Raw genomic sequence first — 21,379 nt, 5'->3', positions numbered from 1 at the left:
TCACTTCTCCTTGGCTTCGGTGCCGAGCTGGACCGTGTGCCAGCCGGGGCTCAGCGAAAGAGCCTGCTTGCGGACCTGGCCGGTGGTGTCCCGCCAGGCGACGTTCGCCTGGACCGGACCGCTGACCTTGCCGAGGCCGATGTGGACGTCGGTGGAGCGCTTGCCGGAGTGCCCGCTGCCGCCGTCGACGCGACCCAGCAGGGTCTTCCCGTCGGGCAGCGTGACGGTCACCTCGGCGCCCACCACGGCGGAACCCTTGTCGTCGACGAGGTTCAGGCCGAGGAAGTCGTTGTTCGCCGGGCTGAGGTTGCAGTAGAAGACGGGGGAGTCCCACTGCCGGGCGATCACCATGTCGAGGCGGCCGTCGCCGTCGGCGTCACCGGTGGCGATGCCGCGGGTGGGGACGGGCACGTCGAGCCCGAGCTCCTTCGAGATGTTGTCGTACTTGTCGCCGTTGCGCGCCCACAGCCGCATGAACTGGTCGCCCGCCAGGTCGTCGCCCGCTTCGACCTTCGGCCAGAAGTAGGGGTGCCGGACCAGCTGGTCGTTGGCGGTGGCGAGCTCCTGGAGCTGCGCCCAGCGGCTGCGCTTGCCCTTCACGAAGCCGGTGGCCTGGGTGATCTCGGGGGAGCCGTTGTTGTCGAAGTCGGCCATCTTCACGTCCCAGCCCCAGCCGGACCAGGCGGTGTTCAGGGAGGCGCTCTCGTCCTTCCAGGGGGCTTCGCCCTTGCTCAGCTTGTTGCGCAGGTCCGTCTGGTCCTTCGCCTTGCTGATGAAGGTGTAGTTCGACTCCTGGATGCCGAAGGAGGTCGTGATGTTCGAGATGAAGGAGTCGAGGAGGCCGTCGCCGTTGAGGTCGGCCCAGTCGATGCCCATGCCCTTGAAGGAGCTGCGCCCGATCTCCTTGGACTTCGGCATCAGCCCGGAGTGCTTGGCCTTCACCTCGACGAACTTCAGCTTGCCGGGGGTGGACCGGTTGTGCAGCAGGGTCGTGGAGCCGAAGTCGAGGCCCAGGTACAGCTCGGGCAGCAGGTCACCGTCGAGGTCGGTGGCCGAGGCGGCCAGGGTCCAGCCCTTGTCGCGGCCCTTGGGGATGATCCGGTCGGTGACCAGCTTGTAGCCGCCGGGGGTCTTCAGGAAGAAGTGCCCGCCGCCGCCGTTCTGGGCGTGCGACATGGAGTCGTTCATCGTGACCCCGCCGTCCTTGGTGTCGTCCAGGACGGGGCTCTCGGGGAAGTAGTTGCCGATGTAGATGTCCTTGTGGCCGTCCCCGTCGAAGTCGGCGACGGCGGCCGCGTTGGAGTTCCACAGCGGGCCCGTGTAGATGCTGCCGCCGTTGCCGGGCAGCAGCTCCACCGGCTCGAAGCACTCGGCCTTGAGCGGCATCTTGTTGTCCCAGGCCATCTTCTTCTGCTGGAAGATCACCGGGGTGCGGCCCCAGTAGTAGACCAGCAGGTCCGTGGCGCCGTCCTCGTTGAAGTCACCGGGGACGCAGCCGATCGGGGCGCTGGTCTTGCTCTTGGGCAGCGGGGCGGGGTCCAGCACGAAGGGCGCGTACGTGGCGCTCTTGCGGCCGGGCACGGGGGCCGGGGTGATGACCACCTGGTCGATGCGCGGGTCGGTGATGCACAGGTCGTTGGGGAGGCGGTCCCCGTCGATGTCGTTCATCGCGACACCGGCGCCCACCGAGGAAATCCACGCCTCGATGTGCTTGTACGCCTTGTTCACCTTGCGCACGGTCTGCTGACGATATCCGGAGGGCATCGCAATCGACATCGGTTCGAATGCGAAACTCTTCGCCACATCGTTCTTTTCCGCGGCCGAGGAAGAATCAGGCTTCACTGCGTAGAAAGCGCTCACCATGAGGGCGAGGGCGACTACTCCGGCTGCCTGCTTCCTGAGCCAGCCAACTGGGTGCGTCATGCGCTGGCGCCTTTCTGGGAGTACGAGGGGACGACGACCCTGGCCGCGATGTCACGACGCCAGGTCTCGAAGGCGGGGGTGTCCCCGCCGGGGCAGGTGTCGGGCCGCGTGTCCAGGCAGACCTGCGCGGCCTCCTCCGGGGTCCGGCCGGCGCACAGCACGCGGGCGGCCATCCGGGTGTGGTCGATGGTGGTACCGGCCTTCACCCGCGCCTCGGAGGCGAAGGCGGAGCCCTGCGCGAGGTTGGGGAGGTTCTTGCCGGCGTACTCGGCGAACTTCTTCAACTCCTGCTCGTCGGCGCTGCCCGCGTAGGTGCAGGCCAGCCCGGAGCCGGCGTACAGGTCGCCGTGCCGGTGCTCGGGGTAGGCGGCGATCAGCCCGGCCACCACGTCGGGGTCGGTGCCGCCGACGAACCACAGGGCCCGGCCGATGCCCTGGTCCAGGGCCCTCTGGCTGTAGGCGTCGGTGCCGCCCGCCCAGCTGAAGGGGTGCTCCAGGTGCGGCTTGCGGACGTAGTCCTCGGTCTTGAAGTAGGCCTGGTGGAAGCCGTAGCCGTCCAGGATCAGCCAGCGCAGCACCGGGTCGACCTTGGTGACGTCCGGCCACAGGAACTTCGGCAGCCGGGCCATCGCCCAGCCCACCCCGACCCAGATCATGTAGTCGTGCTTCGCGCCCTCGCCCTCCAGGAGGCCGGAGAGCCGCTTGTCACTGCCGCTCAGCGCGTCGAGCATGACGGCGCCCATCCCGGCGCCCTCGTAGGCGAAGCCCCGGTAGGCGCGGGGCACGGTCTCCAGCCATTCCTCGGCCTCGGCCGCGGAACGGGCCTCCACCGCGTAGGCGTACCCCTGCAAGAAGGTGCACCCCACGGTCTCCAGCTGATGCTTGGCCTCTGGATTCTTCACGTGGAAACCGCGTCGATCCAGATGCGTTTCCCGGACATTGGGTGTGAGGACCCTGCGCCTCAGCGCACGCAACATGGACACTTACCGAACCGCCCCTCGTGTAAGACCTGCCTGAATTCCCTTACGAATTACCTGTATTTCGAATCTAGCGACGGCCCCCGGCGGGGCGTCCACTCCGTTCTTGCTCGAACGGCGCGGAATTCCGTGCACGGAAATGGATCAGGTCGCGTTGACCTTCAGGCCCTCGCGGACCGCGGTCCGCCACAGCTCGTACGTCGGGATCGCTCCGGCCCCCGAGAGGTCCGGGGTGCTGTCGTCGGCGAGCCGCGCGGCCTGCTCCACCGTCAGCCCGGCCAGCGCGTGCACGGCGGTCCGGGTGTGCTCCGGGATCGTCCGGGAGAAGTGCCGGGCCTTCGCCGCGAAGACGGAGCCCTGCCCGAGGTGCCCGCGGTGCTCCCCGCTCGCCGCGTACAGCGAGGACAGGTCCTCCGGGGTCGAGCAGCCCGCGAAGGTCGCGGCCAGGCCCACCCCGGCCCACAGGTCGGCGTGCCGCTCGGAGGCGAACCGGTTCACGGCCGCGGTGACGTTGTCCACCTGCGCCCCGTGGATGAACCACAGCGCGCGCCCGACACCCTGGTCGAAGGCGCGCCGGAAGTAGTCGGGGTGGCCGTCCCACGCGTACGGCGCGTCAAGCCGCTGCTCGTCGATCCAGCGCCGGGTGTCGAAGTAGGCCCGGTCGAAGCCGTAGCCGTCCACGGCCAGCCAGAGCATGGGCGGGTAGAACTCCTCGCCCTGGAGGTCCGGCATGACCTTCTTCCACAGCGGCCGGGGCAGCTTGGCCATGGCGAAGCCGATGCCGATGTAGTTGAGGAAGATGTGGCGGCGCCCGTTGGCGCCCTCCATCAGCTCCTTGGTGCGGGGACCGCGCCCGGGGCCCATCACGTCGCGGATGACGGAGGCCATGGTCGCGCCCTCGTAGGCGAAGCCCTGGAGCTCGGCGTCCACCAGGGCCAGCCGCCGCTCGGTCTCCCACAGGTCGCGGGACTCGATGCCCCACTCGAAGCCGGTCACCACCGCCTGCGGGATGGATTCCAGCTGCGCGGTCGCCGCCGTCGGGATGACGGGGAAGCCCCGTCCGGCGAAGCTCACCTCGCTCAGGGCCGGAGCCATGAGCAGCTTGCGCAGAGCGCCCGTTGCCGTTCCCACGCTGTGCCTCCTCTGCCGGCCACCGCGGGTGGGTGGCGGGAGGGCTCATCGTGTGGGGGGCCTATATCACGTGGCATCTTCGGAAGTGCGCATCTCCCCCCACCAGAACACCGATCTAGTGGTTTCGACGTAGGGGAAGAGTGGCTGATCAGCGGATACGACGCACCGCCACCTCCTCCCCGTGGACCTCCCGGTCGCACTTGCCACAGCCGAGTCGAACATGGACGTGCCCGTCGCAGCCGATGTGCTCGGCCCGCCGCGGCGGCCCCTGCTCCAGCGGCAGGTTGCGGTCCCCCCACTGCATGAGGGCGATGACCGCGGTGGCGAGGTCCCGGCCCATGGGCGTCAGCGGGTACTCGTAGCGCACCGGCTTGTCCTGGTACGGCACCTTCTCCATGATCCCCAGCTCGACCAGCCGGGCCAGCCGGCTCGTGAGGATGTTCCGGGCGATCTGGAGGTGCCCGGTGAACCCGTCGAACCGCTTCACGCCCAGCAGCGCCGAGCGGACGATCAACAGGCTCCAGCGTTCCCCGATCACTTCCAGGGACCGGGCCAGATTGCAGTCCTGACCTTCGTACGTCCGTTTCAGCATGCGGCCAAGGTAGCTGGTCAGTTGCGTGATAGGACCCTCTCGGTTCCTGCTTGAACGCAACTCAGCAATCTTGAAGAAGACCCGTCGACCCGCCCGCTGCTGACATAGCCTCCGGATCCGGAGCAGGGAGGTTTCCGAACATGGCTGCAGACACGCAGGCGCCACCGGTCAAGTCCGGTGTCATGGAGTCGCTCAACACGAGGTTCCACAAGATCGGGCTGAGGGTGTTCCTCGTCCTGGTCCTGGCGCACTGGGCCGAGCACCTCGCCCAGGCCACCCAGATCTACATCCTCGGCTGGTCGGTGCCCGAGGCGCGCGGCGTCCTCGGCGTCCCGTTCCCGTGGCTGGTCAAGTCCGAGTGGATGCACTACGGCTACGCCGTGCTCATGCTCATCGGCTTCATCATGTTCCGCAGCGGCTTCCACGGCCGCTCCCGCACCTGGTGGAACGTCACCCTCGGCGTGCAGGTCTGGCACCACTTCGAGCACCTGCTGCTGCTCGTCCAGGCCCTCGCCGGCGCCTACATCGCGGGCAAGGCCGTCCCCACGAGCATCCTGCAGCTGGTCTTCCCCCGCGTGGAACTGCACCTCTTCTACAACGCGCTGGTCACCATCCCGATGATCGTCGCGATGGTCTACCACACCCGCGCCAACCGGGCCGACAACGCCACCGCGCGCTGCGACTGCGCCCTGACCGCGTGATGGAGGAGTGATGGAGGAGCGGAAGGCGGTCCGACCGCGCCCCTCGGGCTTCTACGGTTCGCTGATGTTGGCCTTCGCCGCCCTGCTGATGTACCTGGCCCTGCCGAACGTCGGCAACGTGGTCCGGGCCGCGACGGCGGACGGGGTCTCGGGCTCCTTCACGGCGAGCCGGCTCAGCTGCGTGGCCCACCCCGGCCACGAGACCTGCGAATGGTCGGGCACCTTCCGCTCCACCGACGGCCGGGTCAGCCGGGAGGGCATCTCCCTCTACGGCTCCGGCCGCGGCTCCCTCACCGTCGGCAAGGCCACCCCCGCGGTGGACGTCGGCAACCCCGGCCGCGTCTACCGCCCCGGCGGCTCCCACGAGTGGATCTTCACCCTGGCCCTGCTGGCCCTCTCGTACGGCCTCCTGGCCTACCTGGCCCGCCGCCACCTGATGCCGCCGAAGCCCGCCACCCTCGTGAAGGTCTGACCGACCGGTCCCGAACACGGCAGGTGCCCCCCATGCCCCCACCGGAAGACGAAGACCCGGCGAACGAAGCCCAGGACCCGACCCCGGGCCGCCCCACGCCCGGCAGATGGTACGAGGACACCGACGTGCGGCACGTCCTCCTGATCATCCTCGGCATCCTCGTCCTGGGCGCCCTGCTCTCCACCTGTGGCGACTGCACGGCCGGCTGCGTGGACCCCTGACACCAAGGGGAACCCGGCACCCGCACGGCCCTCACATCAGCACCAAGGCCACCACCACCGGCCCCGCGTACATCATCGGGAACGCCACGTGCCCGAAGGCCCGCGCCCGGACCACGGTCGCCACGGCCCCCGCGTAATACAGGACCAGCCCGACCCCCGCGGCGACCCCGACCACCGGCACGAAGAGCCCCACGACGAGCCCCACCGCCCCGGCCCCCTTCAGCAGCCCGAGCCGGTTCCACCAGCTCCGCGGCACCCCGTACTCCTCCAATGGCCCGGTCACGAAAGCCGCCCCGCGCAGCACCGAGACCGCCGAGAAGCCGCTCATCAGCGCGGCGACGAGGGTGAGGACGAGGTATCCGGTCGACATGGCGAACTCCTTCCGAAGGCCGGCGAAGCCGTGATCGACCCCACCCGCCCGTCTGCGGCACGCCTGCTCACGTGCCCGTCACCCCACTGACGACGAGCACGAAGCGCATGTGACCACTCCCGAAAGAATTCTTCCCCCACCCTTCCCCAACCACTGACGGCGGCACCACCAGCCCACCCACCCCGGCCAAATCCCAGTACCCAACACACGGGAAGCACGGGCCCACCCACCCCGACCAAAACCCAGCCCCGCCGGCGATTGAGGCGCGGGGGCCCGGGGGCGGAGCCCCCGAACGAGGGTGCAGGGGGCGAAGCCCCCCACCCGGCGCGCGAAAGAGCCCCGCCTCTCCGTCACGGGGGGACGAACACGGAAAGGCGGGGCCGAGCAATCGGCGGTACGCACGTACAAGGACGGGCCCGGCCGCAATCGGGCCGAACATGGGGGGAGTCGGACCCGCCCCGCTCATTCGCCCCGGTCCGGACCAAAAACCCTGGCCCGCCCCGGAACCCTAGGCCGAGCGGACCCCCACCAACGCCGGCTCCCCCGCCCCACCCGGCAACTCCAGCCGGCTGTACGCGTAGGCCACCGACACGAGGGTCATGTGGTGGTGCCACCCGGGGTAGGAACGCCCTTCGAAGTCCAGCAGACCGAAGTCCTGCTCCAGGGTCTGCACGCCGGCCCCGGCCCGCCGCTGCAACTGCGCGAGCGCGACCAGTTCCTCGGCCCGCCGGTGCACCATGTTGGTGAGCCACAGCCGCGTGGACCGCCGCCCCGCGTAGTGCCGTACGGCGAAGAGCCGGTAGGTGTGCTGCGGCTGCTGGCGGCCGAGCCGCGCCTCGGGCAGGCGCACCAGGCCGGTGAGCACCGAGGCCCGTGCGGGACGCCCGTCCCGTCCGCCCGCGATCGAGCCGACGGCGTCCATCCGCAGGTGGCTGCCGGTCTTCAGCTCGAAGAACCGTTGGGCTTCCACGGCCGCCGGAAGCTCACCGGAGTACGGCTGGTGGGACACGAGGTGGCTGCCCGGTACGACGGGGGTGCGGCCGGGGATCGCCACGACGAAGTCACGGCCGCGGGCGCTGAGCCCCCGCACGAGGGAGGCGGCACCGGCGTAGCAACTGAGGTCGGCCACCACGGGCGGCGGGCTCAGCTGGCTGCCGGCTCCGAGGCTGTCGACCAGGTCCAGGGCGTGCTGCTCGATCGCGCGGTGCGCCACCCCGTCGGGGATCCGGGCCCGGGAGCGCCGGTCCTCGTCGGTGGCCCAGCTGCCGGGCAGTAAAAGGCCCCAGTCCGTGGGCAGGGATTCGGTGCCGTTGGTCAGGAAGGCGCCCACGCCCACCTGGCAGTTCACCGAGCGGCCGGTCTCCGGGACGAAGCGCCGGTGCACGCCGCAGGAGTGGTCGCCGCGCTTGCGCAGCACCGCGACCTCCAGCACCCAGGCCTTGGGGGCGATCCGCCGCTCGACCCATCGCATCAGCTCGGCTCGCGCCGGGGCCCATTCCCACGGGCTGGCGTTGACGAACTGGTGCATGGACTGGGAGGCGGTCGGTGAGTCGGAGACGGTCGCGGCGAGGCGCCGGACCGACTTCTTCCCCTCGGTGGTGAGCAGTCCCTGCAGGTAGGCGTGTGCCCAGTGGCGCTGATCGGCCCTCGGCAGGTGCCCGAAGATCTGTTCGGTGATCACGGACACCGGCACCCGAGCGCGGGTCAGGTCGTTGGCTGCCATGGCACGTTCCCCTCTGCATCGGCCGTCCGAGCGAACACGGAATTAGCATAGCGATCGTTCTCTTTTTTTCCACCGGCTGCGGCTGCCGGGTTCCCGGCTCGCACCTCTCGCTGCGACTTCGGCAAGTCCGGGTCACTTCGGCAACTCTCCGTTGCCCTGGACGCGACAGGAGGCGCACTCTGGGACGAATCGCACCCGGAGAGATCATGGTGAAACAGGAAAGGGCAGCGAGGAGCCGCAATTCCCTCGTACAGGCGGCCGCCGCACAATTCGACCTCGACGGGTACGCGGGCGCGTCCCTGTCGAGGATCTGCAAGGCGGCCGGCATCTCCATGGGAGGTCTGACCTTCCATTTCTCCTCGAAAGAGGATCTGGCGCGGGCCGTGGAGGAGACCGGCCGCGCTTCACTGCAAGCGACCGTGGACCGGGTGTACGCCCGGACCGGCCTGCCGCTGCGCAGACTCGTGTCCCTCACGCTGGAGCTGGCCCGCCAGGTCGAGGAGGAGCTCGTCGTACGGGCCCTGCTCCGCCTCGAACGGGAACGGCCCGGTGCCCCCCAGTGGTCGGCGCTGTGGCATGCGACGGCCCGTCAACTCGTGCAGGAGGCCAAGGATTCGGGGCAGTTGAAGGCGACGGCCAGGCCGGAGGCGGTGGCCTCGCTCGCGGTCCACTTGGTGACCGGCGCCGATGTCCTGGCCCGCCGGGCCAGGATGCCCGGCGCTTCCGCCACGGAGAGCTCCGCCGCCCTGCTGGCGGGCATCTGGACCCTGGTGCTCGCCGGGATCCTGGCCCCCGGCCAGGACATGGCCGGCACGCTCCCGGACCCCGCCCCGCGTGGCCCGACCCCACCCGCGGAACCGGCTCCGGCCCCAAGGAACGGATCGGTCCGAGGACCCCTCCCCGGGGTCTCGTACGAACGAAAACCCGGCCGCCCGGCCGGCCGCCGCTGACCTCACGGCGGCGGCACCGGACCGGAGAACGCCACGGGCCCGCCGGACCCCCTGTATCCGGCGGGCCCGTGGTCATCCGTCACTTCAGGCCGTCAGGCCCTCAGCCCGCGGGCCCTCAGCCCTCAGCCCGCCGCACAAAGCGTCAGCCCCACCAAGCGTCGGGCTCCCAGGGCGCCGCCCGCGGGCGCACCATCCCTCGGGCAGCCGCCCGTCAGGCAGCCGTCCACCCGCCGTCGACGGGCACCGGCGCCCCGGTCACGAAGGAGGACCGGTCGCTGAGCAGCCAGGCCGCCGCCTCCGCCACCTCGGACGGGGCCGCCATCCGGTGCTGCATCGAGCGCACCGTGAAGGCTTCCTCCAGGGCCGGGTTCTCACCGACCACGGACTGCATCATCTCGGTGCGGGTACTGCCCACCACCAGCGAGTTCACCCGGATCCCCAGCCGCCCGTACTCCCCCGCCGCGGCCTTGGTCAGCCCGATCACGGCGTGCTTGGCGGCCACGTACGGGGCACTGGCCCCGGTCGCCCCGAGCCCGGCCACGCTGGAGGTGTTCACGATCGACCCGCCGGACCCGGAGGCCAGCATGACGGGGATCTGCCGGGTCATGCAGTTCCACACCCCGCGCAGGTTCACGGCGAGGGTGCGGTCGAAGACCTCGTCGCCGGTCTCGTGCAGCAGGGTCCCGGCGGTGGCCCAGCCCGCGTTGTTGAAGGCGCCGTGCAGTCCCCCGTACAGCTCCACCGCGGTGTCCACGGCGCGCTCCACGTCGGCCACCGAGGTGATGTCGCCGGCCACCGCCGCCGCCCGGCCGCCCTGGTCGGCGATCTCCTTGACGAGGGCGTCCAGCCGGTCCTCGCGGCGGGCCGTGACCACCACCGCCGCGCCCTCCGCGGCGAAGAGCCGGGCGGCCGCGGCACCTATGCCGCTGGACGCACCGGTCACCATGACGACCTTGTTCTCCAACAGGCGCGATGAGGTCATGGTCGTCCTTCAACGGTGCACGGGGCACTGGCAATTGACAGGTGTCACATGCACAACTGGGGCACCGCGGGCGCGGCGTGTTCGAGAGTATGACCGAAACCTTGCCCGAGGGAAACCGTCCCTGGACGTCCACCGGCGGGCCGACACGGGACGGGCCCGTGTCCGGCCTCCGCCGGATCACGGCCGTCCCTGCTCCACGGGTCCCGCCCGCGGCTCCCGGCCCGTACCATCGCCGGAAAATCCGTCACCGAGTGAGGGCTGTCGCCCTCCGCAGGCTCACCTTCACACTGGAGCGCCCGAGCTCCGTCGCGATGGACGGGATCAGCAATTCCCACATGTTCACGGTGCGCCGGGGCAGATCCTTGCGCCGCGCCACGAGATCGGAGTAGAGCTGCATTCCGGTACAGGCCCCGACGACGAACTCCGCGACCTTCCGACCGTCGACGAAATCTCTCAACTCGCCACGGTCCTGGGCTTCATGGAGACAGTCCTCCATGATCTGACGCCATTCCTCATAGGACTCCGGATCGTGCAGACCGAAGCCGGTCTGCTCCACGGCCAGCCGCACCCCGGCCCGCAGGATCTTGTCCACCTGCAGCTGATGGGACCACACCAGAGTGAGGTCCACCAGACGCTGAAGACCCTCCGAGGCCAACTTAGGCATGATCGTCTCGGGCTGCGAATTCATGACGGCGATCGCGAGGGCTTCCTTGTTGGGGAAATGGAAGTACACCGCCCCGAGCGTGACCCCCGCCCGCTTCATGATCTCGCGCATGCTGGCGCCGTGGTAACCGCACTCGTCGAACACCTCGGCAGCCGCGGAAATGATCGTCTGCCGTGTCTTCACCGCCCGTTCCTGCTTCAGCCGAGCTTCCGCCACGGTCGTACCCTCTCTCGACAAACAAAGCGAACGCACTTTATTTTACCGTCCGGGTCGACGACCTCACAGGTCATAAGGGGCCCCCACATACCGCAGGCCAAAGGGGATGGCATGCTCGTATCGACTGATCGCCCCGCACCAGACACCACTGCCCTGACCTCTACCGTCGCCAAGGAATACGTGCACCGGGCCGCGCTGGCCGACGTGTTCCTGACGGGTTGGTCCCAGAACGGCGCGGACGCCTTCACGATCGAGGCCCAATGGCCCCGGTACCACGGCTTCTACGCCTCCGAGCACGGACTGTACGACCCGCTGCTGCTCTGCGAGACCGTCCGCCAGACGCTGCCGCTCCTCACCCACACCGCCTTCGGTGTGCCCTTCGGACACCAGCTGAGCTGGTCCCACTTCCACTACGCCGTCCACACGCCGGCCATGCGCGTCGAGCGCACCCCCGCGGAGCTGAAGCTCCACGTGAGCGTCACCGACATCACCTACCGGCGGGGACTCCCTGTCTCCCTGGACCTGCACTACGAGATCATGCGCGGCGATCTTCTGCTGGCCGTGGCCGGAACTCGCTTCCACTGTCACACCCCGGCCCTCTACCAGCGGCTTCGCGCCGGCAAGGGCAACCCGGGCCAGATCTTCTGGAACGTGCCCGAGCCCGCTCCGCCGTTAACGAAAGAGCTCTGCGGGCGGGACCGCCCGCAGGACGTCGTGCTCTCCCCCGCGGGACCCGGCCGGCACTGGCGGCTCCGCGTGGACACCGCCCATCCCGTCCTCTTCGACCACCCCGTGGACCACGTCCCGGGCATGCTCCTCCTGGAGGCGGCCCGTCAGGCAGCCCACGCATGCGCCGCCCCCGGAGAGCCCTCCTGGCCCGCGGCCATGGACATCTCCTTCCACCGGTACGTCGAATTCGACGCGCCCTGCTGGATCACCGCCGACCCCACGGGCACTGCGGAGGGCCTGCAGGTCACGGCCCGCCAAGGCGACCACGACACCCCGGCCTTCACCTCGACGATCACCCTCACGGCCCCCTGAACCAGCCCCACCCAGAGGTCGCGGCATCCACCCGAGCCGCGACCTCTTCCCATGCCCGAACAAGCACGAAGAACCCCCACACGAACACCCAGCCCCCGGCCCGCACGCGAACGACGACTCGGCCCCACCCAGGGGCGCGGGAAACCGCGCGCTCAACCCCCACCGGCCCGCACACACACAACGGCCCAGCCCCGCCGGGGGCGCGAGGAACCGCGCGAGCAGCCCCCTCCGCCCCGCATCCAGAAACCCACGCCCACCCACCCAGGGGCGCGGGGAACTGCGCGAGCACACCCCACCGGGCTCGCACCCACACGACAGCCCAGCCCCGCCCAGGACCGTCAGGAACCACGCACCCGGCCCCCACCCCATCCGGACCCGCCCCACACCCACCCCCGCCCCGCTCCGATACCAGCCCACCTCCCCCACTTCGCCCACACCCCCGCCGCACCTCCACGTACGACCCTCTACACACATCGCAGTAGTCATGCCACGCCAATCAGCGGAGTTTCACGGCAGCCCCCACGGGAAACCCCCACCTCCCCGAGCCTCACCACAGGTCCGTATTCCGGCTACCCACCTGGCCGATCGGCACCGTTCCCACGAGCCAGACCCCGTCTCGCACCCCCCGACACCCCCTCACCGAGCACCACCCCTCATCCGTCACACCCACCCCCTGGACCCACCTCACACCCCTACGACGCGGCCCCGAGCAGACCCCGAACACCCATAAGCGGAATGCAAACGGAACCCTCTCCACCTCTCCCCACCCCCTCCCACGCACCTCCCCGGCCCCTCCGCATTCCGCCCCCGTCCCCGCTCAAACCCACCCCCCGCACTCGGCCCGATCCCGTCCCTCCCCGCCACCGACCGAGACCCGCCTCCCCACCCCCAAGCCCTCACCAAGCCCAGCCCGACCAACCCCCACCGATCCACCCACTCACCCACACCCGCACTCGGCCCCGCCCGCACCCACCGAGACCCCACCTCGCCCCACCCGAACCCGCCCCACGCCACCTCGCCCCGCCCCCGGGCGAGCCCACCCCTCGGGAAGGCCCGGTCCCCTCACCCCAACGCCCTCCGCAACACCGCCCCCAACTCGGCGTTCTGCCGCTGCGAGACCTCCGCCGACAAGATCGCCTGCGACCCGTGAAAGGCCCCCGCCCACTGGTGCAGCTCCACGGACACCCCCGCCTCCAACAGCCGCATCCCGTAGGCGAGGTCCTCGTCCCGGTTCGGGCAGAACTCCGCCGTCGCGATGTACGCCGCCGGCAGACCCGACAGATCCACGGCCCGCGCCGGCGCCGCGTACGGCACTCCGGGACGCCCACCCAGGTAGTGCCGCCACGCCGCCGCCAGCTTGTCGCGGTCGAACCACGGCGCCCCCACCGCGTGCCGCGCCGACCAGCTCTCCAGCCGATCGTCCAAGCAGGGCTGGTTCAGCAGCTGGAACCGGATCGCCGGACCCCCCTCGTCCCGGGCCCGCAGGGCCACCGCCGCCGCGATCCCGCCCCCGGAACTGTGCCCGCCGACGGCGATCCGCTCCGGATCGATCCCCCACGCCTCCGCCTGCGCCACCGTCCACTCCAACACCGCGAAGGCATCGTCGAACCCCGCGGGGAACGGATCCTCCGGCGCCTGCCGGTGCCCCACCGAGACCACCACCGCCCCGGACCCCACCGCGAGCCGCGCCGCCCACGGATGCTCGGTGTCGACATCGCCCATCGTGAAGCCGCCCCCGTGCAACCACACCACCGCACCCCGAGCCCCCTCGGGCCGGTACACCCGCACCGGAACCTCCGGCCCCACGGAGCGCCCGGCCCCCGCGCCGCCGCCCGGGCCACCGCCCGGCACCCACAGGTCCCGTACCTCCACAGCCCCCAGGTCCGGCACCGGCACGGCGGCCGCCAGCCCGGCGAACCGCTCACGTGCCGCCACCGGATCCGCGAGATCGGTCGAAGGGAACAACGCCACGAATGCTTCGAGTTCAGGGTCCATGCCCGCCATCCTCAAGGGCCCCGATCCCCCGGGTCCCCCGCCGTCCGTCGCCCGACCACGCCCGTCCGCGCACCGGCCGTCGCTCCCCCGCCCGCGCCCGCCCTCCCTATGCTTCGGGTCATGGAGGCACTGGCCCTACGGCTCTCGGGACTCGACCCGTACGTGGACGGCGCCCTCCGCATCGTCGCGTTCTACGACACCCTGATGCGCCGCCGCGTGGACCTGCCCGCCCTGGCCCGAGCCTCCGCCGCCCTCGCCGAGTGCGTCACGGGCATCCGCCTCCACACGGACACGACGATCACGAGCACCAGCACGCCCAGGAACAGCACCGGCCCCATCCCCACTCCCGTCACCCGCGCCCACCGCGCCTCCCCCGACGGCACCCCGGCACCGACACCGGCACCCACCGCGACCCCTCCCACCCCCGCCTCCAGCACCGCCCCCGTCACCCTCGACGAAGAGGAGATCGGCACCGTCTGGTTGGAGCGCCCCGGCCCACCCCACCCCCTCGACGCCCTCCTCCTCGACCGCCTGGCCCTCGCCACCGCCGCGGCCGTCGAGCGCTACGGCCCCGCCCGCACCACGATGGCCGACCCGGCCCTCGTCAAACTCGCCATCAGCCCGGGCACCGACGAAGCCGCCCGGACCCGCGCCCTACGCCTGCTGGGCTTCGCCCCCGATCGCCCCGTCCAGGCCGTGGCCGTACGCACCACCCACCCGCTCGACCGCATCGGCGGCCTGATCTGCCCCGCCCACCCCGTGAAGGCGGCCCGCCTCCCCGACTCCAGGGTGCTCCTCGCCACCACCGTGGACCCGACCCGCTTCCCCACCGGAGTACGTGCCGGCCTCGGCGCCCCGGGCAGCCCGGACCGCTCCTGGCGACAGGCCCGCACCGCGCTCCGCTTCACCACCCCGCGCGAACCCGTCCTCGCCCACGCGGCCTTGGGCGCCTTCGCCCTCCTCGCGGACCTGCCCCCGGAGGCCGTACGCGCCAACCCGGACGTCCAGGCCCTCCACCGCCTCGCCACCGACCCGGCCACCCCCGACGACCTCGCGGTCCTGGACGCGTACTGCACCACCGGCTCACTCCGCGGTGCCGCGGGCCTCCTCCACCTCCACCACAGCAGCGTGGCCCGCCGCCTCCACCAACTCGCCCGCCCCCTGGGCTTCGACCCGACCACACCCACCGGCCTGACCCGCGCCCACCTCGCCCTCACGGCCTGGCGCCTCCACGACTCCCCCGAAGTCGATCATTAACGGCGTTAACACCAACACCCGTCAACGCCCCCGGCGACCTCCCCACGGACCGTCCTACGGCGCCTCGCCCTCCACGTTCGCCACCATCCGCCGCAGCACCTTCAACGCCGCCACGTACTCCTCGTCCCCGATCCCCCGGTGCACCTCGGCCCGGAACTCCGAGACCACTCCCCGCAGCCTGACCCGAGCCGCCTCCCCCTCCTCCGTGAGGTACAGCTCGCCCCGAGCACCGACCCGCAACCGCCCCCGGTACGCCAGTTGCTCCACCACCCGGGCGATCTCGTACGGCCCCTCCGCGAGCGGCGTCAGCTGCGCGCCCACGTCCTCCCGCGCCGGGGCTTCCTCATCACCCGCGACCCGGTTCAACACCCAGTACATCGGCTGCGTGACGTCCAGCCGAGCCATGCGATCCCGCAGCCGCCGCGTCACCACCTCGTGCACCAGCCCGCTCCAGTACCCCACCGGTTGGTGCGCGAGCACCTCGTCCGCAGCACCCGGATCCGCCGGGGCCTGATCCGTCAGCCGCCCCTGGTCCACGCCGTTGATGATCCACTTCCCCACCCGGCGTTAACGCCGTTAATGATCGACTTCTCCTCGGCCACCCCAGCACACCGCCCGCCCACCCCCACCACCAGAACGGAAACGTCGTCAACTCACCCTCGCGCCGGGGATCTCCACACCGGTCGTCATCGACCAGGAGCCCGAGCCCTCAACACCCCGGCCGGTCCTTCCCCACCCACAACAGCGCCACCCGTTAACGGCGTTAACGCCCCACCAACCCACGGAACGCCCCAGCCTCGTTAACGCCGTTAATGATCCACTTCTCCCTCCACGCAACGGCCAAAGCCACGACCGACCACGCCACCGTTAACGGCGTTAATGATCCACTCGCCCTCTCTCCCAGGGAGCGCCACCAACACCAACAGTCCCCACCCCACCCACACCGACGCGCCCCGCACCCGCACCCGCCCGCCACCGCCCCGTCACAGCGTCAACGGCGTTAACGCCGTTAATGATCCACTCGCGCCACCCGGCCCCAGCCCCAGCCCCAGCCCCAGCCCCAGCCCCAGCCCCTTCAACGCCGCACAAGCGTCCGCGGCGTCAGCACCACTCCCCTCCCCTTACCGCCCTCCAGGCGCAGCGATCCGCACCGCCACCGCCGACAGCAAGTAGGCCGCCCCCGCCACCGCCATCGCCACCCGAAATCCGTCCTCGCCGCCCGCTCCCCCGGCCACCGCGGCCACGGCCCCCAGCACCGCAATGCCCAAGGCGCTCCCCACCTGTCGCATCGTGGTCAACAGCCCGGTCGCGACCCCGGCCTGCCCCCGCGGAGCGATCCTCAACACCAGCGCCGTCACGGCGGTCATCGCCGTATCGATGCTGAACCCGATCGCGAACAACGCGAGGGCCAACCACCCCAACCCCCACCCGGCGTCCGAGACGGCCAGGGCCAGGAACCCCGCCGTCCCCAGCACGAGCCCCACCAGGGTGGTGGTCCGCGGACCGAACCGGTTCGTGGCCCAGCCTCCGAAGGGTGCTCCCGCCACCGCCCCGCCCGCCTGTACTGCCAGCAGCAGCCCGGTCATCAACGAGGAGAGCCCCCGCACCTGCTGCACGTACAAGGTCACGAGGAAGAACTGACCGTAGAAGCCGAAGTTGACCGCGAACCCGGTGACCACCGCCACCCGCAGACAGCTCCTCCGAAAGAGCCCGGGCGGCACCACGGGCGAGGGCTGCCGCCGCTCCACGTACGGAAAGGCGATCCCCAGTGCCACCCCCGCCACCGTCAACGCCGCCCCGGACGCGAGCTCACCACCACCTCCCGCGTGCCCCAGCCGGATCACCCCCGCGACCGACAGCACCAACGCGGCGAACGCGACCCCCTGCCCCCACACATCGAACCCACCACCCCGTCGTCCACCCGGTGCCCGCCCCCGCCCCGGCCCCGGTCCCTCGCCTCTCGCACCGTCCCCGGGAACAGCCCCGCCCCGCTCCTCCCGAAACCTCCGCGCGAGGAACAACGTCACCAGCGCCAGCGGCAGGTTCAACCAGAACAACGCCAGCCAGGACACCGCCGTCAGCAGCGCCCCACCGAGCAGCGGCCCCAAGGCAGCGGCCACTCCGCCGAGCCCGCCCCAGATCCCCACGGCCCGGGCCTGCCTCCGGGCATCCGGATAGGCGGCCCGGATCAACGACAACGAACTCGGCATCAGCGCGGCCGCCCCCACGCCCTGCAGGGCCCGGGCCGCGACGAGCGCGGCACCCGTACCCGCGAGCGCACATCCCACCGACCCGACCGCGAAGACCACGGTCCCCCCGAGGTAGACCGGCCGGGCCCCGAACCGATCCGCGAGCGCACCCCCGGTCAACAACAGCCCGGCGAAGGCGAGCGCGTACGCGTCCACGACCCACTGCAACAGCCCGGTACCGCCCCCGAGCCCCGCCCCGATCGCGGGAAGGGCCACCGTCACGACGGTCGTGTCGACCATCACGAGGAACCACCCGAGGCACACCCCCACCAGCGCACCCCCACCACCCCCACCACCTCCTCCCCCACCGAGCCCACGGGGCCCACCCAGCTCACCGATCCCACGAACGCCACCGCCGGCAGCCGCCCCCTCCCCGACACGACCTCCGGCCGCACTCGCCCCGGTCCCCCGCACCACGTCCTCGGACACCCCACCACCCCGTCCACTCCGCCGCCGCCCACACCCACCGACGCCCGCCCGGCCCCGCACAGGACGCGGAGGCACGACCTCGAACCCAGGCCCCCTCCCGCCCACTCACCCCGCGCTCACCCACACCCGGCGATCTCGAGCCGGTCCCCTTCCCCGAGCCACGGCGGACCCTAACGACCCCGCACCGCCCCCGACCCCGCAACTCCCCCACCTGACCGGAAGCCCCCACCCCCATGACCCGAACCCCGGCCCACCCACCCCCACGCACCCACCCCCGCACACCCGCCCTCGGGAGCCCGCGCACGCGAGCCGGCCCTCCTCCCACCCCGGACCGTTAACGGCGTTAACGCCGTTAATGATCAACTTCTCGCCCCCACCCCCTCCGGCCCCCCTCCGACTCCCTCCGAACCCCCCAGCCCGCCCCCCCTCCAAAAGAAATCCCGCCGCCCCCGGTCACACTTCCCGACCCCCCACCGTCAGTGCTGTGCAAGCCCGAACCACCCGGCCCAGCCACTCACCCGCACCGCACCACTCCCCTCCACTCGCCTCCCCTCCAGTCCCCTCCCCTCAAGCCAAGGAGCCCGCCATGACCGCTCGCATGGGCAATCCCGCCCTCGTCGTCCCCGGTGCCATGCCCGCCCTCGCCGCACTCGGCAAGGCCGTGACGGCCACCGGCATCCCGGAGCGCACCCTCGAACTCGCCCACATCCGAGCCAGCCAGATCAACGCCTGCGGCGTCTGCCTCGACGTGCACCCGCGGATCGCGAAGAAGCTCGGCGAGACGGACGAGCGGATCCACGCGATCGCCGGCTGGCGCGACACCGCGTACTTCTCGGAAGCCGAGCGGGCCGCCCTGGCCCTCGCAGAGGCGGTCACCCGGGTCGCCGACATCAGCAACGCGGTCCCGGACGAGGTCTACGAGCAGGCCGCGAAGCACTACGACGAGCAGCAGCTCGCCGCCCTGATCCTCTCGATCGCCACGGTCAACCTCTGGAACCGCGTCAACCTGGCCACCCGCCAGCAGGCGGGCGCCCCCTGGTCCTGACCCACCCGACCGCCCCGGGGGCGTTAACGGCGTTAACGCCGTTAACGCCCCCACCCACGTCCCCCAACGGCCCAACGTTAGTAATTTTCCGTGTTGGTGCCACGTTCCCAACAGAACGTTAGTAAAGTCCCCCTCATGACTTCGTCCCCGTCCCAGGCCGACCGAGAGAAGGTCGTCTCCAAGCTGCCCCCGTGGCTCCGCCAGGAGCTGAAGGTCCGCACCGCCCAACTGCGCGTCGACATCCAGGACGCCGTGCACCAGGGCATCGCGGACTGGACCGCACTCGCCTCCACCCCCTCCCCCGTCACCACCTCCGGAGCCGAGTCCTTCTCCACCTGGCTCCCGGCCGGCCAGTGGGAAGAGTTCCGCACCCACGCCCGGGACCGCGGGGTCTCCCTCATCCAGGGCCTGGCCCAGGCCGTCCAACTGTGGCTGGAGAAGAACCCGGCCCCGACCGTCCAGCGCCCCTCCGTGGTCCGCCGCATCGTGGTCTGCAACCAGAAGGGCGGCGTCGGCAAGACGGCCATCACCGCCGGTACCGCCGAAGCCCTCGCCGAGGACCCGGCCCGCCTGTACCCGGTACGGATCGCCCGTCAGCTCGCCCAGCACACCGACGAGGTACCGGTCCTCGACCGCGAGGACCTCCCCGGTCTCGGCATGCGCGTCCTCCTCGTCGACTTCGACCCGCAGGGCCACCTCACCAAGCAGCTCGGCCAGCAGCCCGCCCCCATCGGCGGGGACAGCCTCACCCGCCACATGGCCGGCGAGGGACAGGGCCCCCTCCAGGACCTCATCGTCCCCATCCCCGACGAACGCTTCGGGGACCGCCTGCACCTGCTCCCCTCCTGCACCGACGCCTTCCTCCTCGACGTGCGGCTCTCCACCGTCCGCGCTCGCGAGGCCGCCCTCGAACGCGCCCTCGCCCCCATCGAGTCCGAGTACGACGTCATCCTCGTGGACTGCCCGCCGAGCCTGGGCCTCTCCATGGACGCGGCCATCTACTACGGCCGCCGCCGCCCCTCCGAGGAGCCCGGCGCCTCCGGCGCCCTCATCGTGGTCCAGGCCGAGGACTCCTCCGCCGACGCCTACGACCTCCTCACCTCCCAGATCAACGACCTCCGCGACGACCTCAGCCTCGACATCGACTACCTCGGCCTCGTCGTGAACCTCTACGACGGCCGCCGCGGCTACATCGCCACCTCCTCCCTCCAGTCCTGGCTGGACATCAAGGACCCCCGGGTCGTGGCCGTCGTCCCCGACCTGAAGGAGCAGCGCGAGGCCGTCCGCCTCAAGCAGCCCCTCTTCGTCTACGCCCCCAAGGGCGACCAGGCCGTGGTCCTGCGGGCCCTCGCACGGGAGATCTCATGAGCAAGGCAGACAAGCTCCGCGTCTCGGCGTCCTTCGCCGCCGCCCAGCCCGTGAGTGTCAGCTCCCGCCGCGCCGCCATCGCGGAGGCCACAGGCGCCCCCACCTCCGGAGTCCTCCCACCCTCCGAGGTCCCCATCGAGGCCCTCACCCACAACCCGTTCAACCTCCGCGAAGAGCTCACCGAGATCGAGGAGATGGCGGAGTCCCTCAAGGTCCGCGGCCAGCTCCAGCCCCTGGCCGTCGCCACCCGCATGGCGTTCATGGAGGCCCACCCCGGCCAGATCGAGGGCCTCGGCCGGGCCCCGTACGTGGTCATCGACGGCAACCGCCGCCTGGCCGCCGCCCGCCTGGCCGGCCTCAAGACCATGCACATCCACGTGAACGACGCCCTCTCCACGAGCGCCGCGGACATCCTGGAATCGGCGCTCATCGCCAACATCCACCGCGTGGACGTGGCCCCGATGGACCAGGCCCGCGCCCTCCAGGAGCTCGTCGACGTCCACGGCTCCCAGGCGGCCGTCGCCAAACGGCTCGGCAAAACCCCGGCCTGGGTCTCCCAGCGCCTCAGCCTCCTGAACCTCACCCCGAGCCTCCAGGAGAAGGTGGAGACCGGCGAACTCAAGGTGGAACCGGCCCGCCGCATCGGCCGCCTCCCCCAGGACCAGCAGGCGGCGGCCGCGGAGGAGTCCACCGCACCGACCACCCCGCCCCGCCAACGCACCCAGCCGCCGACCGCGACCACCCCGGCCACGACGCCCCCACCGGCGGCGACGACCTCCTCGCCCACCACTCCCCGGCCCCCAGCCGAGGCAACGGGAAGCACCACCGAGCGGCCCGCCCGCCCCCCGATCCACATCCACGCGGCCACGGCCACCGGCATCGCCGAGGAACTGATCGCCCAGCTCTCCCCCGCCGAACTGACCGCGGTCACGAACATCCTGGTGGCCCGCGCCTGACCAGCACGGACCGGATCCGAACCGCCCGTCACGGAACAGCACGTGGGGGTGTTAAAGGGGGTAAAGCCGGTATAACCCCCACAAACGGATGAAGATGGGGAAAAAGATAGGAAGAGC

General features: G+C 71.1%; 20 protein-coding genes. 9 read left to right on the top strand and 11 right to left on the bottom strand.

Annotated features, from left to right (window positions below; all coding sequences use genetic code 11):
* The 4 genes from ABTZ17_RS13750 to ABTZ17_RS13735 all read right to left on the bottom strand — a co-directional run bounded on the left by ABTZ17_RS13750 (position 1) and on the right by ABTZ17_RS13735 (position 4,623).
* Positions 1 to 1,923 carry a CRTAC1 family protein gene (locus ABTZ17_RS13750; protein ID WP_502994670.1) on the bottom strand — a complete coding sequence of 641 codons (1,923 nt, stop codon included), beginning with the start codon at positions 1,921 to 1,923 and terminating at the stop codon, positions 1 to 3.
* Positions 1,920 to 2,900, bottom strand: a complete 981-nt coding sequence (locus ABTZ17_RS13745) for a DUF1702 family protein (RefSeq protein WP_352195805.1) — start codon at positions 2,898 to 2,900, stop codon at positions 1,920 to 1,922. The genes ABTZ17_RS13750 and ABTZ17_RS13745 overlap by 4 nt, the downstream gene beginning before the upstream one ends.
* A gap of 144 nt (positions 2,901 to 3,044) precedes the next feature.
* Positions 3,045 to 4,031 carry a DUF1702 family protein gene (locus ABTZ17_RS13740; protein ID WP_352195773.1) on the bottom strand — a complete coding sequence of 329 codons (987 nt, stop codon included), beginning with the start codon at positions 4,029 to 4,031 and terminating at the stop codon, positions 3,045 to 3,047.
* 148 nt (positions 4,032 to 4,179) lie between these two features.
* Positions 4,180 to 4,623: a winged helix-turn-helix transcriptional regulator gene (locus tag ABTZ17_RS13735; protein WP_352195772.1), complete on the bottom strand. Its 444-nt coding sequence runs from the start codon at positions 4,621 to 4,623 to the stop codon at positions 4,180 to 4,182.
* Between the two features lie 140 nt (positions 4,624 to 4,763).
* On the opposite strand from ABTZ17_RS13735, the gene ABTZ17_RS13730 reads away from it, so the two are divergent.
* The 3 genes from ABTZ17_RS13730 to ABTZ17_RS13720 are packed head-to-tail and all read left to right on the top strand — an operon-like array spanning position 4,764 to position 6,017.
* Complete coding sequence (locus ABTZ17_RS13730; RefSeq protein ID WP_352195771.1) at positions 4,764 to 5,324, top strand: hypothetical protein; 561 nt, start codon at positions 4,764 to 4,766, stop codon at positions 5,322 to 5,324.
* A 10-nt stretch (positions 5,325 to 5,334) separates the two neighbouring features.
* Positions 5,335 to 5,796: a hypothetical protein gene (locus tag ABTZ17_RS13725; RefSeq protein WP_352195770.1), complete on the top strand. Its 462-nt coding sequence runs from the start codon at positions 5,335 to 5,337 to the stop codon at positions 5,794 to 5,796.
* 32 nt (positions 5,797 to 5,828) lie between these two features.
* Complete coding sequence (locus ABTZ17_RS13720; RefSeq protein WP_352195769.1) at positions 5,829 to 6,017, top strand: hypothetical protein; 189 nt, start codon at positions 5,829 to 5,831, stop codon at positions 6,015 to 6,017.
* Positions 6,018 to 6,048: 31 nt separating this feature from the next.
* On the opposite strand, the gene ABTZ17_RS13715 is transcribed toward ABTZ17_RS13720, so the two are convergent.
* Positions 6,049 to 6,387, bottom strand: a complete 339-nt coding sequence (locus ABTZ17_RS13715; RefSeq protein WP_352195768.1) for a DoxX family protein — start codon at positions 6,385 to 6,387, stop codon at positions 6,049 to 6,051.
* Between the two features lie 508 nt (positions 6,388 to 6,895).
* The gene (locus tag ABTZ17_RS13710; protein WP_352195767.1) at positions 6,896 to 8,110 is read right to left on the bottom strand and encodes an IS701 family transposase; all 1,215 of its coding nucleotides are present in this window, start codon (positions 8,108 to 8,110) and stop codon (positions 6,896 to 6,898) included.
* 206 nt (positions 8,111 to 8,316) lie between these two features.
* Between ABTZ17_RS13710 and ABTZ17_RS13705 the strand changes: the two genes are divergently transcribed.
* Positions 8,317 to 9,060 carry a TetR family transcriptional regulator gene (locus tag ABTZ17_RS13705; protein ID WP_352195766.1) on the top strand — a complete coding sequence of 248 codons (744 nt, stop codon included), beginning with the start codon at positions 8,317 to 8,319 and terminating at the stop codon, positions 9,058 to 9,060.
* A gap of 211 nt (positions 9,061 to 9,271) precedes the next feature.
* On the opposite strand, the gene ABTZ17_RS13700 is transcribed toward ABTZ17_RS13705, so the two are convergent.
* Together ABTZ17_RS13700 and ABTZ17_RS13695 are read right to left on the bottom strand one after the other, a co-directional pair.
* The gene (locus ABTZ17_RS13700) at positions 9,272 to 10,042 is read right to left on the bottom strand and encodes an SDR family NAD(P)-dependent oxidoreductase (RefSeq protein WP_352195765.1); all 771 of its coding nucleotides are present in this window, start codon (positions 10,040 to 10,042) and stop codon (positions 9,272 to 9,274) included.
* 244 nt (positions 10,043 to 10,286) lie between these two features.
* A complete protein-coding gene (locus ABTZ17_RS13695) occupies positions 10,287 to 10,922 on the bottom strand; it encodes a ScbR family autoregulator-binding transcription factor (RefSeq protein ID WP_352195764.1) in 636 nt (211 codons plus the stop codon).
* 111 nt (positions 10,923 to 11,033) lie between these two features.
* On the opposite strand from ABTZ17_RS13695, the gene ABTZ17_RS13690 reads away from it, so the two are divergent.
* Positions 11,034 to 11,963: a ScbA/BarX family gamma-butyrolactone biosynthesis protein gene (locus ABTZ17_RS13690; RefSeq protein ID WP_352195763.1), complete on the top strand. Its 930-nt coding sequence runs from the start codon at positions 11,034 to 11,036 to the stop codon at positions 11,961 to 11,963.
* 1,062 nt (positions 11,964 to 13,025) lie between these two features.
* Here ABTZ17_RS13690 and ABTZ17_RS13685 read toward each other — a convergent pair.
* Positions 13,026 to 13,958 carry an alpha/beta hydrolase gene (locus tag ABTZ17_RS13685; protein ID WP_352195762.1) on the bottom strand — a complete coding sequence of 311 codons (933 nt, stop codon included), beginning with the start codon at positions 13,956 to 13,958 and terminating at the stop codon, positions 13,026 to 13,028.
* A 120-nt stretch (positions 13,959 to 14,078) separates the two neighbouring features.
* Between ABTZ17_RS13685 and ABTZ17_RS13680 the strand changes: the two genes are divergently transcribed.
* Complete coding sequence (locus ABTZ17_RS13680; protein ID WP_352195761.1) at positions 14,079 to 15,215, top strand: helix-turn-helix domain-containing protein; 1,137 nt, start codon at positions 14,079 to 14,081, stop codon at positions 15,213 to 15,215.
* Between the two features lie 54 nt (positions 15,216 to 15,269).
* Here ABTZ17_RS13680 and ABTZ17_RS13675 read toward each other — a convergent pair whose 3' ends face one another.
* Positions 15,270 to 15,752 (bottom strand): winged helix DNA-binding protein, encoded by a 483-nt coding sequence (locus ABTZ17_RS13675; protein WP_352195760.1) that lies wholly within the window; start codon positions 15,750 to 15,752, stop codon positions 15,270 to 15,272.
* 584 nt (positions 15,753 to 16,336) lie between these two features.
* Positions 16,337 to 17,728, bottom strand: a complete 1,392-nt coding sequence (locus tag ABTZ17_RS13670; protein WP_352195804.1) for an MFS transporter — start codon at positions 17,726 to 17,728, stop codon at positions 16,337 to 16,339.
* Positions 17,729 to 18,479: 751 nt separating this feature from the next.
* Between ABTZ17_RS13670 and ABTZ17_RS13665 the strand changes: the two genes are divergently transcribed.
* The 3 genes from ABTZ17_RS13665 (at position 18,480) to ABTZ17_RS13655 (ending at position 21,262) form a co-directional block, all read left to right on the top strand.
* On the top strand, positions 18,480 to 18,938 hold the full coding sequence (locus ABTZ17_RS13665; protein ID WP_352195759.1) for a carboxymuconolactone decarboxylase family protein: 459 nt from the start codon (positions 18,480 to 18,482) through the stop codon (positions 18,936 to 18,938).
* 135 nt (positions 18,939 to 19,073) lie between these two features.
* Positions 19,074 to 20,306 carry a ParA family protein gene (locus tag ABTZ17_RS13660; protein ID WP_352195758.1) on the top strand — a complete coding sequence of 411 codons (1,233 nt, stop codon included), beginning with the start codon at positions 19,074 to 19,076 and terminating at the stop codon, positions 20,304 to 20,306.
* The gene (locus ABTZ17_RS13655) at positions 20,303 to 21,262 is read left to right on the top strand and encodes a ParB/RepB/Spo0J family partition protein (protein WP_352195757.1); all 960 of its coding nucleotides are present in this window, start codon (positions 20,303 to 20,305) and stop codon (positions 21,260 to 21,262) included. The genes ABTZ17_RS13660 and ABTZ17_RS13655 overlap by 4 nt, the downstream gene beginning before the upstream one ends.
* Positions 21,263 to 21,379: the final 117 nt, after the last annotated feature.

Source organism: Streptomyces sp. NPDC097619 (genome assembly GCF_040302735.1).
Classification (GTDB): Bacteria; Actinomycetota; Actinomycetes; order Streptomycetales; family Streptomycetaceae; genus Streptomyces.
The sequence above is the reverse complement of the archived record's forward strand: the minus strand, read 5'-3'. Positions and strand labels throughout refer to the sequence as shown.